This is a genomic window from Nonlabens agnitus, from assembly GCF_002994045.1.
Lineage (GTDB): Bacteria > Bacteroidota > Bacteroidia > Flavobacteriales > Flavobacteriaceae > Nonlabens > Nonlabens agnitus.
Window position 1 is genome coordinate 2241864 of the sequence record NZ_MQUC01000003.1, and the last position, 15947, is coordinate 2257810.

Consider the following 15947-nt stretch of genomic DNA (forward strand, 5'->3'; position numbering starts at 1 on the left):
CTAAAAATCGATTAAAGGATCATATAAAATTAATTGCAATAAAGAATTTCTGACAACTAGGTTAAAAGACGGAGACCGAATTAGGTGTAACTAGTTGATCTATAGAAACATCATTTTGATCAATAGGAATTTTTTCGTCTAGCGGCTCAAAAAACGAAACACCAATTTTTAATGCATTTGGCCGACATAGATGTAAAAACCTATCGTAAAAACCTTTACCGTAGCCTATTCTGGATCCGTTATGATCTACTGCAAGAAGAGGTACGAAGATCACGTCCAATTGTTTCGGATCTACTTCAAAATCGTCTCCTTCTGGTTCTGGAATACCATAATTGTTTTTTTTAATAACCGTTTGATCTGTCAGCAGGAAGTGCCTCATTTCCATGGTTTTAAAATCGCTTCTGGATAAGACTATATTTTTATCTCTACCTTGAAGCACCTGCATAATATATTCTGTCTGCACTTCCTTTTTGTTTTCTATAGGTAGAAACAAATGAAAATTTTTATAACCCCAGATATCCAGCTCCAAGATATTATTTGCAATATCTAGACTAAGCTTGTGAATATCATCATCCGTTAGCTGTTCTCGTTTATCTTGATATTCTTTACGAAGGCTTCTTTTGCTTTTCATCCTTGCTTATATGGAAAATAGCATCACCTTGATACACTAGTGGGCTGTGATTCACATTGAGTATATATCCTGCATTTGGCGACTTTACCTTATGACGCATGGTACCGTAAGGATCTGTTATAACCGCCAAAAATTCGCCCTTTTCAACTCGTTTCCCGTGACTTACCTTAGGATGCAGCAAACCGCTATATTTTGCCCTGAGCCAGCTAGACTCCTTTATAACAATGGTTGGAAAATTAGGTTCTACTAATAGATCTGGTTGTGATAGCATTCCCAGATGATTTAGAACTCTAATCGCACCGTTCACCGCGACTCCTGTGATTCCTTTATCGCTTTGTTGAGATTTACCACCTTCGAACAAGAGATACTTCTTACCCAACTTACCACAACTTTCCCTGAAGGTTTTGCTTAAATTTCTACTGTGCATCAAGAATGGCGGATGAAAAATTTTGGCTAGTTCTAGGCTTTCCGTCTCTGATGGGTCCACTCTTATTTGAGGTGCGTTGAACCTTTGCGCGCCACCCGTATGGAAATCCATAATAAGATCTACATGAGGCAAAATATTGGTAGTAACTTGATAGGCAAACCTACTGGCAAGGGAGCCGTTCTTAGTTCCAGGGAAAACTCTGTTTAAATCACGACCGTCGGGAAATTCCCGTTGCATGTTTAGGAAGCCAAATATGTTCACCACTGGCATCGCGATGATCATTCCTATTTTAGGCTTGGCCACCTTTTTGGAGATTAATTGTCGTACCGCTTCTACACCATTGAATTCGTCGCCATGCACGCCACCGGTCAATAGAACCACTGGTCCATCCTTCTTAGACCTATGAATAATTACCGGTACATCCACTACTGTGGTGGTGTACAGCCTTGCCATGTTAAAATTGAGCGTATGACTGGTGCCTGGTTTAATGATGGTATCCAGAATAACGATCTCCTTTTTCATATCTAGGTACTTTTTTCTATGTATTTGATGATCTCCTTAGCGATATTGTGTTGTGTAGCCGCTTCAATGCCTTCCAATCCTGGAGAACTATTGACTTCCAACACTAGTGGACCACGACTGCTTTGCAGTAAATCTACTCCACAAACACCTAATCCTAAAGACTTAGCCGCCGCGATAGCGGTGTATTCTTCGTCTTTGGAAAGTTTGATTTTAGTTGCCGTTCCTCCACGGTGCAGGTTGGATCTAAATTCTCCTTTTTGCGCCTGTCGTTTCATCGCGCCCACGACCTTATCTCCTACGACAAAGGCTCTTAGATCCGCACCGCCAGCTTCTTTAATAAATTCCTGAACAATCACTCTGGATTCCATGGTGTTGTAGGCTTCCATAATGGCTTCGGCACTTTCAAAATTTTCTGCGAGATTCACGCCTATTCCTTGGGTACCTTCCAGGACCTTGATGATACATGGCGGACCATCGACCATTTCAAGAATGGTAGACGTATGTTTTCCAAAGTTGGTGAATACCGTTTTAGGCATTCCAACACCAGAACTACTCAATCGCTGGAGACTTTGCAACTTATCACGGCTGCGCACCAATGATTGCGAGCTAACCGTAGTAAAACAATGCATGGCTTCAAACTGCCGCACGATAGCCGTGCCGTAAAATGTAATGCTGGCACCTATCCTAGGAATGATCGCATCTGGTTTTTCCAGACGGGTTCCTTTGTAATAAACGGTAGGCTTTTGTTTCTCTAGTTTTATATCACACTTGAGTGGATCTACCACTCTTACCAGGTGTCCGGCCTTAGTAGCCTCTTCCACCATGCGGGCAGTACTGTATATGTTTTTACTTCTTGAAAGTATATCAATCTTCATGATTCGTCTGTAAAAATGAAATATCCTGCAGCTCAGGATCTACTATAAATTTTTTGGATAAAAACTTGCGACCCAGCAGTACGGGAAACCTCATTTCTTCCCTATTGTTAAGCGTGAGCGATATTTTGAACAATCGGTTGAACAATCTGATGTTGGACTGCACTTCATAGCGCTGGTCCAGCATACCATTGCTACTGCGCACCGTAGTGATCTGGTAATCGTTAAACTCTATCTTTTGCCCGTGAAACTGTGGATGGGATTCATCCAGAAATATGGCACACAAAACGCCATCGTTCTCTTCAATGTCCTTGCAGTGAATGCTGGATGTGTAGGCACCAGTATCGATCTTGATATCGATATTTTCAAAGTTGAGTTTTGGAAAATCAGCCTTATCGGTGCGGCCTATGATAATTTTATTGCTTTTGATCGCCCTCGTTTTTAAAGGCGAAAGGTACAAAGGTTTCTTGGGTAAGATTGCCTATGTATTATTAAAAGGATGTGTTGGTATTTCGCTTTCGCGAAAGCGAACTCCATTAAAAACACGATCACTTTTATATGGCATCAATTACTCATTCATGAAATCGCGCACCTCTTTAAACCTATCATTCCATGGCCAAAACAGTTGGGACACCATGGGAATGTGGGATTTGTCCAGCCATTCTATGCTGGCGTCAGGTTGATGCTCTTTCAACTTTTCCAGAAATCGCTGGTTACTGGAGATGATGGAATTGTACGTGTTGCTGCCGGCGTAGATCTTGATTCTAGGCGTTTGCTCATTGATAAAATTGATGGGCGACACTTGTTTCCAGAACTCTGGATTGCTGGTCCAAGTCGTGAGATAGTCGTCATCTGCCGTTGGTGGATGGTTTGCAAGATAAGTTGCCATGTCAAGTCCTGCAGCATCATTGAGAATGATGCCCTGGATCGTGCCTGCCTCGATACCGTATTTGGGATTCATGGCGGCGAGCGCTACCAGATGACCACCTGCACTGTGACCCGTGAGGTAAATTTTTTCTGGATCGCCGCCGTACTTAGCAATATTATCGCGCACCCATTTGATACTTGTTGCAATTTGTGTGGTCATTTGATCCACATTGACTAGCGGACTTTTTGTATAATCTGGTAGGACCGTGATCATATCCTGTTTGGCAAAGTTTCTACCTACATAATTATACAAGCCTTTCCTACCGCTATTCCAGTTGCCACCATAGACAAAAATCAAGACAGGTTTGAGCGACTCTGTATCATTTTTACTGGAGAAAATATTGAGATGTGGATGGTCTTTCACACCGCTAATGCGGCTGCCGTAATCAATGTCTGTATGCTTTTTGATCGCACAGGAATTCATGCCCAAAAATAGAAAAGATAGCATGGGATAAATGATAAGGTAAACTGATTTTAATTTCATCGTCATCAATATGTCGATAATCTACGTATTTAATCGCTGAATGGTTTTGCCTAGTTTTACTTTTTTAAAATATTTTTAGGTTTTCCCTAGTTATGACGGCTTTAACGTAATGGTTGACGTTCGTCACTATTTTTACCATATGTCATTTTTAACCTCAACCTGGAGCTATCTTCCTTTTGCAAATTATAAAGTGCCACCGGCACTTTTAAAGCCCTATCTACCCAAAGGCACTCAACTGGACCTGCGAGGCGATCTGGCAGATATTAGCCTGGTAGGCCTGCGTTTTGAAAACACGCGCATCCTTAATTTACCTGTTCCATTTCACATCAACTTTAGCGAGATTAACTTAAGATTATATGTGAAACAAACGGGAACCAACAGGCGAGGCGTGGTTTTCATTAAAGAAATTGTGGACAAACCTTTGATCACGCTAGTGGCCAACAAACTCTACAATGAACGCTATGACACCATGCCGCTGGACTTCCAGCTTGAAGAGGATAAAGAGTTTCATCACGTGCATTATAAATGGAAGCCCAAAGATTGGCAGGAAATGACCGTTAATTACGAGCCAGCTGCTCTTTCTATTGAAGACGGCAGTAATGAGCAATTTATCCTGGAACGATACTTCGGTTATTCATCTTATGATCCACAGACCACCTATGAATATGAGGTGCGACACGCCAGCTGGAAGCATTACAAAGTCACTGACTATCAGATCAACGTCAATTTTGAACAGACCTATGGTAAAGAGTTTGCCTTGCTGGACACTCTGGAACCCGATAGCGTGATGATGGCGCACGGCTCCAGAATCTCAATTGAAAACAAGAGGAAGCTGTAAACCTAGTTCTCGAAACAGTTCGCTTTCGCGAAAGCGAAATAAAAAAGGGCACCAAATTGACTTGATACCCTTTACAAAAAATGATATTTCTAAACTTAAATATCGTACCTCACCTGAAGGTAAAAGTATCTAGGCAATACAAAGTTTTGATTGACACTGGTTGTAATCTGTCCAAAATTAGCGTTTACAATAGCCTCAGTATTCAATAGGTTCGTAGCAGCCACTTTGTATTCCCATTTAGAATCTGGCTTCTGGTAAAACAAACTAGCTTCTAGAAAGTCAAAGTTCTGATTCCCAGCATCTGCATCAAAAAGACTTAAGTTATAGTCTGCTTCCAATCTTAAAGATTTTCCTATTTGCCAGTCTGCATTGATATCAAATCGTTGTGTCGTGAATTGATTTTCTATAGTCCCGTTTTCTGTGTCTTGAAATGATATAGAATAACTCACATCAAAATTGACACCTTTATCAAAATTTGATCGTGTGCTTAAAGTATAACTATGTATTAAGTTATTAGATTCAAGAACTTCATCATTGATGATGTTATTTGAGGTCGAGTAAGTTATCGAACTAGATATACCTGTTCGTATTCTACCAAACTCTCTGCTAAATGTTCCACTACCACTTATATTCTCCTGGTCAAATATGGAGTTGATGGGCGCAGAAACTTGGTTGATACCATCTAAAGTAAGGTTGTTCTGGATGGCATCGCGCTGCTTAGTATAGCTTATTCTACCGAAGATGGTCGTATAATTAAACATATTGAAGTTGCGATAATTCAAACTTAAAACGTCATCGATAGCGCCTTCCAACTGATTGTTACCTCTATTCAAACGGTCAAAATTATTGAATACGAGTGCCTGTGCATAATTCTCCACATCTGAGAAACGTATGGTTTGTCGGTAATCAAGATTTAAGCTCTGTGAAGATTTGATATCGTATCTCACATTGAAATCAGGTAAAAAGGCTGTTGTTTGAATTTCGTTCACTATTCCATTTTGCTCATCCCTAGTTGTGATATCATGAATATGAAAACCAGGTGTTACTGTAAATTTTCCCTTGATGATCTTATAATGTAATCCAGCATATAGATCTGTATAGTTATAATCTACATTATTAACCGCTTCTTGTTGAGTTAGATTGTTTGTGGTACCATCTTCCAGGACTTGAAAGATATTTGAGTTGTAACTCTGGTCTGTCAATATTGTTCCCACCGTTAAGTTGATGTTACTGATCTTATTAAGTATGTACCAATAATCAAGTTTTGCATCCAACCTCTTTGTATCCACTAAATTTCCTTGATTGATATTATAGGGATCTTGTTGTGCTAGCCCTAATCTACCATCGAAAGGCTCTGGATCTTGAGTGTCACGTATATTACGTATAGCTTGGTAAAACGGGTCTTCTTCTTGATCAACATAACGACCTTCAAAAGAAAATATGCTGCGCTCACCGCCAGTATAATACATGTTTAGGTTTTGGTCGATAACAATAGGACGTTGTGAGTTCACTTGATCAATGTCCTCAACAATATTATTGATACTACCGTCTTCTTGTGGCTCTGCTCTTAATGATAACCTGTCCGATAATTGTTCTACATCAGTGATGTTTAACTGACCATTGTAATCTAGTGTGAAGTTAGCATTAGGCTTATAATCAGCACCTAATTTGAAAAGTGCCTGTTGATTGCGTTGTGTGGAAAAAGTTTCTGACTCATCCACTAAACCTGAACTGATAAATTCCCGGCGAGAATCGGCTCTATCTTCAGTATCTGTGCTAGAAAGGATGACATAACCGTTTAAATCTAGAGTTTCGCTAGCTTTTAAAGAGGTATTCAATGCAGCAAACTTACTTTCAATATTTACGGCCTGATTTGCTCTAAACAAAGAAATACCTTGACCACCAGTATCTGTATCAATGTTAGATCCCGTATTTCTTGTGTTGCTAAAGCTCCTACCTGTAAATCGCGAGAAGTCTCTAAAACTAAATGCAGGAATACCTAAATTATTAAAGTCTGTCAGTACGTTTATAGAAAGATCTGGACTGTAATAAAAAGCTTTGGGTTGGACTTGATAACGAGCTTCATCATTCCCATATCCGCCAGCGGCAGTAATTTCTCCAAACCAAAATTTCTCTTTTCCTTCCTTGAGTCTGATATTGATGGCCACACGATCCTGGTCATTCCCAATGCCTTTAAGCTGACCTACATTATTGAAGTTTTTCAATACCTCAACTTTTGAAATAGCATCTGCAGGAATGTTTTTGGTAGCCAATCTCGTATCTCCTTCAAAAAATTCCTTTCCATTTATGAAAACCTTTTCTACAGTATTACCTTCTACCTGAACATCACCGTCTTCATTAACCTCCATTCCTGGTAGTTTTTTCAATACATCTTCCAGCTTTTGTTCAGTGCCATTAGTAAAACTATCACTATTGTAAACTATCGTATCACCTTTGATGGTTACCGGCATTTCATAAACCAGGTTGATGGCGTCTAATTGATCTGCTCCATCCAGCATGATGAAGTTTTTGACCATATCTGCCTGGATCTTACTTACCGTTTCTTCAATAGGTTTTAGGCCTAAAAAGGAAACTTTGAGAACGTAGGTACTGTCCTTTTTAAGATTGAGAAGCTGGTATCTACCTTCTGTATTTGTAATACCAAAAGCTCCCATGGTATTATTGGAGCCATAGGCAATAATATTTGCCATAGGTACTGGTGTACCTAGACTATCCACAACGGTACCCGTAATTTTTACTGATTGTGCATGCGCCACTATTGCGGTAAGAAAGAGTGATACAATGAGAAGTATTATTTTATTCATCAGTTGGTTGAATTATTTTAGATAATGAAAAGCGAGGTATGACAACCTCGCTCAACTGTTTGTAGGTTTATTTTATAATGTATTTAGTTTCTACCGCGACTTCTACCACGAAAACGCTGCGACATCTCTTCCATTTTTTGCTGGAAAGTGGCGTTATATGCCTCCAGTTTGATTTCTTCACCTTTAGTCGCCGGCTCAATATCGCTGCGATCTTCTGGGTTCAAAACAATTTTTGTACAAAGCATTGTTGTGTTATTCGCATTTAGCTCGAGAATAAGTCCAGGAAGTCCACCATACTCTGCTGGACCATGCTGTACTGGAATTTGAGGTGTGAACCACGCCGTTACCGTGGTGTTCTCATCCTTTTCAATCATGTCTGTAAGTTTAGTCTCGCCATCTTCTTCCTTCTTCTTGTTATCGTCACGTCTTCTTCTAAAGGCGCTCATGTCCAAGGCGTCGTTTTTCTTTACAGCAGTGGCCTTAATGGCAGTATAGTTTCCTATCTGGCGTGTCTCTCCAGTAATTTGCCAGTCCAACTGCGGCAAGTCATCCTTAATCAAAAAAGTCTTACCCATCATATCACGCTGCTCTGTGAACGTGTTGGATGTCATGTCCTTGTACTTATCACCACCCATGGAACTTCCCATGAAATTTCCCCATCCGCCACTTTGACCTGGTGTTGCAAGAGCCACTTCTTCTGTCCACAAGGATTCACTTCTATTGAATTTTAGGATGAACGTTTTCTCACTTGCCTTTTTGAGGTTTTCCTCGATGCGTTTGCGCTGCTCTGGACTTATGTCTCTATTGCCTTCGAGAAAGCTTTTGTCTATGGAAGCTTTTGAGAAGTATGTCGCCTCGCCATAGATATCTTGAGCAGTAGACCAAGAAGTCACGGCTATCAAAGCGACAAAAAGTATGATGTTTTTCATTTCTATTTTTTTGAGTTAGTAACTTATATGATGGTTAAGTTACAGTTTGCGCTTTATGACTTTAAAAAACAGATATGGTTGCAATCGCGTTGATAGTATTAACGTTTTTATAACAATTAAGGTTAGTGATTCCTAGCTGTGAACCTGTGGTGAAATAATGTAGAACTAGTTGCTAGTGGTTCTAGTGATAATGAAGCCTTTATTTCCATTTCGCTCCATGCGTTCTTGCATTTTCTTTTCCCTTAACTCGTCAAAATCCTTTTGATTGATTTTCTTACCAGATTTAGGTTTTTTCATATCAAGATCTTTTTCTGGATTGATCTCAATTTTGGTACATAGCAATACCGTATTAGCTTCTTGTACCTCGAGAATTAATCCGGGAAGCCCTTGATATTCTCCTGGACCGTTGCTTATAGGGATTTCTGGAGTGTACCATGCCGTGATCGTTCTGTCTTGCTCAGGAATCATGGCCAGCAAACTACCTTGCGAGGCCTTTTCCATCTTTTCTTCCTGTTCCTTTTTTTCTTCTTCGGTAAGGACAGGTGTGTAGGTGGCTTTGTAGCAGGTATAGTTTCCTATTTTTTTAGTTTCATTGACAGGTTGCCATGCATACGATGGTATATCATCAACGATCAGGAACTCTTTCCCCATGATCTCATCTTCCTTATAATACTTTTGCTCTTTTAAGTCTTTGTAAACACTGCTCGTGGATCCATTGTTGACGGTAAAGCTCACGCTTATTTCACCAGCTTTTTTAGGTTTGGCAAGTTCTACAACCTTATTATAAGAAGATTCAGTTGGGGTGATTTCCATTACATATTCCTGCTGGTTACCCTTAGCCATAGCCTCTCTTAACTTAGCCATGATTTCAGAGGTTCTGGCGTCTTCGGCTTCATCCTTTGCCTCCTTTTCCTTATCCTCATCGTCCTTAAGGTCAATTTTAGTTTGAACGATGTAATGTGCGATGGCCTTGAAGTTTTCTTGGGCTTGTAATGTATTCGCTTTCGCGAAAGCGATACAAACAACAATCAACGCGGTCCATTTAAAATTCTTCATGATATATTGGTTTTGTAATTCTTTCCAAAGATGCCAAGATTGTGCGTTGAACTAGGTTAACGAGCGTTAACTAGTGTTAACCGGCTTTCCTGTAATGTTTTAAATGAGCACCTTTACCTTATGAATCATCATAAATATAGATTTTTATTAGTGCTGATAAGCGCCGTGATCCTAATAACTCTAGGTATCCAATCCTACTGGGTATTCAAAAATTATAAGGAAAGTGAGCGCCAACTAGAACGTGATATTAGAACGTCATTTGATTTGAGTGTTGAGGATTACTACACTACCAGCGCTAAAAGAAATACCCTTAGTTTTTTTAACGAGGCCAATGAAAAATGGAGTGAAAGTGAGTTTGACTCGCTGCTAGGCAACATTACCACTTTTGCAAAAAAGGCGAAGTCTTCAAAAAAGAACAATGTGAAAATTGACAGTATCATTCCCTCGCAAAAAGGTAATGACTGGCTGTCAAAAACTCCTGCTGAAAATAATATAAAGGCGATTACCGTATTCAAAGGTCTTGATGCAGATACTGCGGTCTACAAAAAGAATGAGGATCTAAATTTGACTAGGTTCTTTAAGTCAAAATCCAATGGTGACTCGACCTCAAACGCTAAGGTCACCAACATGAGTTTTACAGACGACTCTGAAGGCCTACTTTCTGGGCAATTAAAAGAGGTGTCTGACAAGATCATATTTTCATTCACCACTAATGTATTAGATCTTGAATCGCTGGACTCCTTGATGAGCGAGTCGCTCGAAAAAAATAATATCGACATTGAGTATGGTTTTAAATACAATGATGGTGAAGATGATTTTGAGGTAGGAAATATTGCAGGCTCACAGGTCATGGACAGCAAGAGCCCACAACTATATAAGAATACCAATCTCAAATTGATATATCAAGGACAAGAGGCTACTCTATTCAAGCGCAACCTGGTGAGTATTTTGCTTTCCTTCATTTTGGTTTGTGGGATCATACTCTGCCTATTTTACCTATTATTCATCATTAGGAAACAAAAGCAATTAAGCCTGATCAAAAACGACTTGATATCCAACATTACTCATGAGTTTAAAACGCCTATTGCCACAGCGAGCGCTGCCCTAGAAGGCGTACAGAATTTTACAGTCTCTGGAGATACAGAAAAATCCAACCGATACCTGAACGTTGGGCGCGAGCAACTAGGGAAACTTAATCTTATGGTGGAAAAGCTCCTAGAAACTGCTATGATTGACAACGAGCGACTGGCCCTTCAAAAAACGAGATTTGACCTTAAGATGTTATTGAAAGAGTCTGTCAAGCGTTTCCAGTCGCAAACTCAAAAGAATATCCAATTTGAAAGCGACATGACCCAAATAGATTTTTACGGAGACGAGTTCCATATGGAGAATGCCATCAACAACTTAATGGACAACGCCATTAAATACGGTGGAAATAACATTACCGCCACCATATCTAAGAAAGGGCAATCCCTTATCATAAAAATCATTGATGATGGCACACAACTCAACAACAGAAATGCGAAGAATCTTTTTGAAAAATTCTACCGCGTGACAGATGGCAATAAACATCATACTAAAGGTCATGGCATAGGTCTCTTTTACACTAAAGCCATCATAGAGAAACACAACGGAACCATAAATCTAACCCTCAAGCCTACTACTTTCACCATAGAATTACCGCATGAATAGTTCAAAAATCAAAATACTTCTTGCCGAAGATGAGCCCTCGCTCGCCATGATTGTAAAGGAAAGTCTCGAAACCAGAGATTTTGAAGTCACTCTTTGTGAAGATGGTCAGAAAGCCTACGACTCCTTTTTAAGCGATGATTTTGATCTATTAGTACTGGACGTTATGATGCCCTTAATGGATGGTTTTGAACTTGCGACCAAAATCAGAAAAAACAACCCGTCGATCCCTATCGTTTTTCTAACGGCTAAAGCACAGACAGAAGATGTCCTTAAAGGTTTTCATGTAGGAGGTAATGATTATTTGAAAAAACCATTTTCTATGGAAGAATTGATTGTACGCATTCACAATCTTCTGGAACGTAAAAATGTACAGCAATCAGCTGATACGTTTAGTATAGGCAAATATCTTTTCAACTTTCCGCAGCAAAAGTTGAGTTTTGAAGAGAACGAACCCGTGAAGCTTACACATAGGGAATCCCACTTACTCTATCACCTTATACAGAATAAAAACAAGGTACTGGATCGCAGTTATATCTTACAAAAGCTTTGGGGCAGTGACGATTTTTTTACTGGCCGCAGCATGGATGTTTTTATCACAAAGTTGCGCAAGAAGCTTGCTAAAGATGAAGCTTTGGAAATCGTGAACGTTAGAGGTTATGGTTACAAATTGCTGTGCCGATAGATATAAGCATCTTATATGATGATTGTTTCATATTTCGCTTTCGCGAAAGCGAATAAATTAAAATCAAGTACTAAACGCTTACTCTATTTAGTAACCTCAACACCTTTCCAAAATGCCACATGTCCCTCAATTTCTTTGGCGGCCATTTTAGGGTCTGGATAATACCATGCGGCATCCTTATTGGTTTTATCCTCAACCTCTAATGAATAATAGCTGGCTGTTCCTTTCCAGGGACAAGAGGTAGTTTTATCGCTGGGTTTGAAGAACTCTTGTTTTAATGAAGATTTTGGGAAATAGTGGTTGTTCTCCACCACTACGGTTGTATCACTTTCTGCTATGACTTTATTGTTCCAGATGGCTTTCATAAACATAAATATAATTCAAAATCAACTATATACGTTTAAAAGAAAGTATGAATAGGAAATTACGAATCTCTTTTAAAAAGATAATTCTTGAAATATTCACGATCGTCTTCGTAAATACCTGCGATAGACAGACCTGCCTTCTGCGCAAGCCACTCCACAGTATCATCATCATATTTTTGAGAAATCTCGGTATGAATGGTTTCCCATTTCTTAAACTCAACTTGTAGGTTTAAATGCCTCACGTCAACCGTACAAGGTTCCGTGGCAAGTAGATAGCTCTTTGCCGTTCCTGTTTGTGGATCGTATGCTTCCCAATGTTCAAAAACATCTACTGGAAAATCAGCCTGCATTTCTTTATTGATGCGGTGCAAAAGATTTCTATTGAACTCCTGTGTGATGCCCTGGGAATCGGCATAAGCATTTTGAATCGTTAACGGATCTTTCTTTTGATCAAACCCCATAAACAAGACATCCTTATTGCTCATGATTTCTCTTAGCTTACTTAAAAAATCAATGGCTTCTGGATGTTGAAGATTCCCTATGTTGGAGCCTAGGACAAAAATCGCTTTGGGTCTTTTGTTGTACTGGGCAAGTTCTTCCAGCACCTTAAAATAGGTTCCTTGCTCGCCTTGCACATCTAGATTGGGAAACACTTGCAATAAATCCTGTGCCAATTGATCAATCGCATTTTGGCTAATATCGATGGGTTTATATGTAAAATCAGTTTGATGATCACACAATTCCTTGAGCAACACTTTTGTTTTTTTACCATCACCGGCACCCAACTCGATCAAATCAAAGCCGCCATCAATGGTTAATAGTTTGCGTAAATCTGTTTTATAGGAATCTATAATATTATACTCGGCTCCTGTGAGATAGTATTCTGGTAACTCCATGATTTGTTGAAATAGACGGTCGCCTTTATCATCATAGATATATTTTGAACTCAAGTATTTAGGAGATGAAGTCAGTCCTTTTTTGACATGGTCTTCAAATTCCTTTTGAAAGGTCTCTTTTTTAGTCATAAAGATTGGGCTAGTCTTAAGCCTGTAAATTGCCATCTCAAATAAGGATGGAAAAAATTGCGGTAGGTAGGACGTGCATGGTTGGCTGCAGTGGCAATGGAACTACCTCTTAATACTTTTTGATTGACCATGAATTTACCATTGTACTCGCCTAGAGCACCATCTGGTTTCTGGTAATTGGGATAAGGTAGGTAAGCACTTTCTGTCCATTCCCATCGTTCACCCCATTTGAATTTATCTTGAGCTATTTCCCATTCAAATTCAGTAGGTAGTCTCAAACCTTTCCATTGTGCAAAGGCATAAGCTTCATAGTAGGAAATATGAGTGACGGCTGCATTCTTATCTATTTCTAGGGATCCCGAAAGTAAATAGTTGTTCCATGTACCGTTGTCATTAAACCAGTACATAGGTGCGTTTATGTCGTTTTTTTGAACCCAATCCCAACCTTCTGTATGCCAAAGCAAAACCTTGGTATAGCCGCCATCTTCAATAAACTGCATCCATTCTCCATTCGTCACCAGCTTATTTGAAATAGCATACGGCTCTACAAAAACCCGATGCCTAGGCAGTTCATTATCATAACAAAAAGTGTCTTCGTCATGCCCTATATGATAAATTCCATCATCAATGGGAATCATTTGTGCAGGCTGGTGCTCTACAAAAACCTCATTCTTTTGCGCTCCATAAATAGGCTGCAATGGGTTGTTGCCTAAAATGTATTTGATATCTGTAAGCAACAATTCTTGATGTTGCTTCTCGTGATGGATCCCTATTTCTATCACCTCTAGAACCTCTGCAGCTGGCTCGCTGTACAACAACTGTATCATTGCATTGGTGACATGCGCTCGATAGCTGTAGACATCAGAAACGCTGGGACGTGATAGATTACCGCGATCTGTTCGCACGACACGTTTTCCCATGCTTTCATAGTAACTGTTGAATACATAGGCATATCGCTCATCAAATCTTCGGTAGCCCGATAGATATTTGGTAAGCAGGAATTCTTCAAAAAACCAGGTCGTGTGTCCCAAATGCCATTTAGGTGGTGATACATCTACAATAGGCTGTACCACATAATCCTCTGTAGCCAGCGGTTTACAGATGTTTTCAGAGTCGGCTCTGGTTTGATTGAAAAGTTCGAGAAGTGGTTGATCTTGATTCACTACTCAAATTTAAGTGGTTTTGATTGTAAGCAGATTCCTGTTTGAGTTAACTTCTAGTTAAACAGACCGCTGAAACCAGCAATTTATAAAATATAAATGATGTTTTTTGTGATTTCGCTTTCGCGAAAGCGAAACCTCCACCAAAATATTTCTAACAATATTACACCGCCACAGCAGCCTTGATCGCCGGATAGGGATCGTAATTTTCCAAGGTAAAGTCTTCGTATTTGAAATCAAATATGTCTTTGATTTCTGGATTGAGTTTCATGGTAGGCAAATCGCGTGGTGTTCTGGAGAGTTGCAGGTCAATCTGCTCGCGATGGTTGGAATAGATGTGCACGTCACCAAAAGTGTGCACAAAATCACCGTAATCCAGCCCGCAAACCTGAGCAACCATCATGGTAAGCAAGGCGTAGCTTGCAATGTTGAAGGGAACGCCTAAAAATACATCTGCACTGCGCTGGTAGAGCTGGCAGCTCAATTTACCATCTGCCACATAAAACTGAAAGAAGGCATGACATGGTGGTAATGCCGCTTTGCCATTGGCAACGTTTTCTGCAAAACTCTTGCTGGTATCTGGCATTACACTGGGATTCCATGCGGTGACCATCATGCGACGGCTGTTGGGATTGTTCTTGATGGTATGGATCACGTCCTTTATCTGGTCAACACCTTCACTGTTCCAGTTGCGCCACTGGTGCCCATAAACAGGACCTAAATTTCCATTTTCGTCTGCCCACTCATTCCAGATACGCACGCCATGATCCTGTAGATACTTGATATTAGTATCTCCCTTGAGCAACCACAGCAACTCATAAATAATGCTTTTGAGATGTACTTTTTTTGTAGTTACTAAAGGGAATCCTTCTTGAAGGTCAAATCGCAATTGCTGGCCAAAAACACTGCGCGTACCAGTGCCCGTACGGTCACCTTTGTCGTTACCATTATCCAGTATGTATTGTAAAAGGTTGTGATATTGCTTCATGAGAAATGCTTGTCTGTTTCAGCGTAAACGAAAACACTTTAACTAAAGTTGAAAAATAAGAAATAGAATGATGAACCAAATTGAATAAAGAATTTGATCCAGCTAATTTTTCAACGTGTTATTAGAATTAGTCTTCTTGTTCTTCAAGAAAGGACTTTGCCCAGGAAACAGCACTTTCTATAGAATTGAAGACTCCAAATGAACCAGAATACACTTCTTGCTCCTTACTAACCGATCGCACCAGTTCTTCTCGCTGGCTAGAAACCATAGCAATGCCCACCATTTTTTTAGGGTTCACCATTTTATAAACTGAAAGATCCACTTCATGGCCAAATTCCCGATTCGAGATATATACCATTTTTTTGTTTCCAAAATGATCCTTGATGGATGTTAAAATAGCCTTAGCAATAGAAGTGGTAACCGTGGTATTAGGTAGGAGAGTGCTAATAACATAGTTGTCATAAAACTCTATCTGTCCAAAATCAAATTTTTTCACTTCTACTTGAGACATATTTCTCCTTAAC

16 protein-coding genes are annotated in these 15947 nt (G+C 39.7%); 3 read left to right on the forward strand and 13 right to left on the reverse strand.

Annotation, left to right across the window (positions count from 1 at the left end):
• Positions 1-61 precede the first annotated feature (61 nt).
• The 5 genes from BST86_RS10275 to BST86_RS10295 form a co-directional block, all read right to left on the reverse strand.
• Positions 62-631 (reverse strand): 5-formyltetrahydrofolate cyclo-ligase, encoded by a 570-nt coding sequence (locus tag BST86_RS10275; RefSeq protein ID WP_105983172.1) that lies wholly within the window; start codon positions 629-631, stop codon positions 62-64.
• Positions 606-1580, reverse strand: a complete 975-nt coding sequence (locus BST86_RS10280) for a succinylglutamate desuccinylase/aspartoacylase family protein (RefSeq protein WP_242446510.1) — start codon at positions 1578-1580, stop codon at positions 606-608. The genes BST86_RS10275 and BST86_RS10280 overlap by 26 nt, the downstream gene beginning before the upstream one ends.
• A 2-nt stretch (positions 1581-1582) precedes the next feature.
• Positions 1583-2455 carry a 30S ribosomal protein S6--L-glutamate ligase gene (gene rimK, locus BST86_RS10285; protein ID WP_105983173.1) on the reverse strand — a complete coding sequence of 291 codons (873 nt, stop codon included), beginning with the start codon at positions 2453-2455 and terminating at the stop codon, positions 1583-1585.
• Complete coding sequence (locus BST86_RS10290; protein WP_242446511.1) at positions 2445-2912, reverse strand: ATP-dependent zinc protease family protein; 468 nt, start codon at positions 2910-2912, stop codon at positions 2445-2447. The genes rimK and BST86_RS10290 overlap by 11 nt, the downstream gene beginning before the upstream one ends.
• A 108-nt stretch (positions 2913-3020) precedes the next feature.
• Positions 3021-3863: an alpha/beta hydrolase gene (locus BST86_RS10295; RefSeq protein ID WP_105984007.1), complete on the reverse strand. Its 843-nt coding sequence runs from the start codon at positions 3861-3863 to the stop codon at positions 3021-3023.
• A gap of 139 nt (positions 3864-4002) precedes the next feature.
• On the opposite strand from BST86_RS10295, the gene BST86_RS10300 reads away from it, so the two are divergent.
• The gene (locus tag BST86_RS10300; protein WP_172443345.1) at positions 4003-4701 is read left to right on the forward strand and encodes a YqjF family protein; all 699 of its coding nucleotides are present in this window, start codon (positions 4003-4005) and stop codon (positions 4699-4701) included.
• Positions 4702-4796: 95 nt separating this feature from the next.
• On the opposite strand, the gene BST86_RS10305 is transcribed toward BST86_RS10300, so the two are convergent.
• The 3 genes from BST86_RS10305 to BST86_RS10315 form a co-directional block, all read right to left on the reverse strand.
• Positions 4797-7526, reverse strand: coding sequence for a carboxypeptidase regulatory-like domain-containing protein (locus BST86_RS10305; RefSeq protein ID WP_105983175.1), 2730 nt, complete (start codon positions 7524-7526; stop codon positions 4797-4799).
• Positions 7527-7609: 83 nt separating this feature from the next.
• Entirely contained in the window at positions 7610-8455 is an 846-nt protein-coding gene (locus BST86_RS10310) for a GLPGLI family protein (RefSeq protein WP_105983176.1), read from the reverse strand.
• Between the two features lie 165 nt (positions 8456-8620).
• Entirely contained in the window at positions 8621-9511 is an 891-nt protein-coding gene (locus BST86_RS10315) for a GLPGLI family protein (RefSeq protein ID WP_105983177.1), read from the reverse strand.
• Positions 9512-9631: 120 nt separating this feature from the next.
• On the opposite strand from BST86_RS10315, the gene BST86_RS10320 reads away from it, so the two are divergent.
• Positions 9632-11203, forward strand: coding sequence for a sensor histidine kinase (locus BST86_RS10320; protein WP_105983178.1), 1572 nt, complete (start codon positions 9632-9634; stop codon positions 11201-11203).
• Positions 11196-11885 carry a response regulator transcription factor gene (locus tag BST86_RS10325; RefSeq protein WP_105983179.1) on the forward strand — a complete coding sequence of 230 codons (690 nt, stop codon included), beginning with the start codon at positions 11196-11198 and terminating at the stop codon, positions 11883-11885. Before BST86_RS10320 ends, BST86_RS10325 begins: the two co-directional genes overlap by 8 nt.
• An 83-nt stretch (positions 11886-11968) precedes the next feature.
• Here the strand turns inward: BST86_RS10325 and BST86_RS10330 are convergent, their stop codons facing one another.
• The 5 genes from BST86_RS10330 to BST86_RS10350 all read right to left on the reverse strand — a co-directional run bounded on the left by BST86_RS10330 (position 11969) and on the right by BST86_RS10350 (position 15934).
• Positions 11969-12250 (reverse strand): DUF427 domain-containing protein, encoded by a 282-nt coding sequence (locus BST86_RS10330; RefSeq protein WP_055411146.1) that lies wholly within the window; start codon positions 12248-12250, stop codon positions 11969-11971.
• A 59-nt stretch (positions 12251-12309) separates the two neighbouring features.
• Complete coding sequence (locus BST86_RS10335; protein ID WP_105983180.1) at positions 12310-13275, reverse strand: L-histidine N(alpha)-methyltransferase; 966 nt, start codon at positions 13273-13275, stop codon at positions 12310-12312.
• Positions 13272-14438, reverse strand: coding sequence for an ergothioneine biosynthesis protein EgtB (gene egtB, locus BST86_RS10340; protein WP_105983181.1), 1167 nt, complete (start codon positions 14436-14438; stop codon positions 13272-13274). Before egtB ends, BST86_RS10335 begins: the two co-directional genes overlap by 4 nt.
• A gap of 160 nt (positions 14439-14598) precedes the next feature.
• Positions 14599-15423 carry a thymidylate synthase gene (locus tag BST86_RS10345; RefSeq protein ID WP_105983182.1) on the reverse strand — a complete coding sequence of 275 codons (825 nt, stop codon included), beginning with the start codon at positions 15421-15423 and terminating at the stop codon, positions 14599-14601.
• A 127-nt stretch (positions 15424-15550) separates the two neighbouring features.
• A complete protein-coding gene (locus tag BST86_RS10350; protein WP_105983183.1) occupies positions 15551-15934 on the reverse strand; it encodes a thymidylate synthase in 384 nt (127 codons plus the stop codon).
• Positions 15935-15947 lie beyond the last annotated feature (13 nt).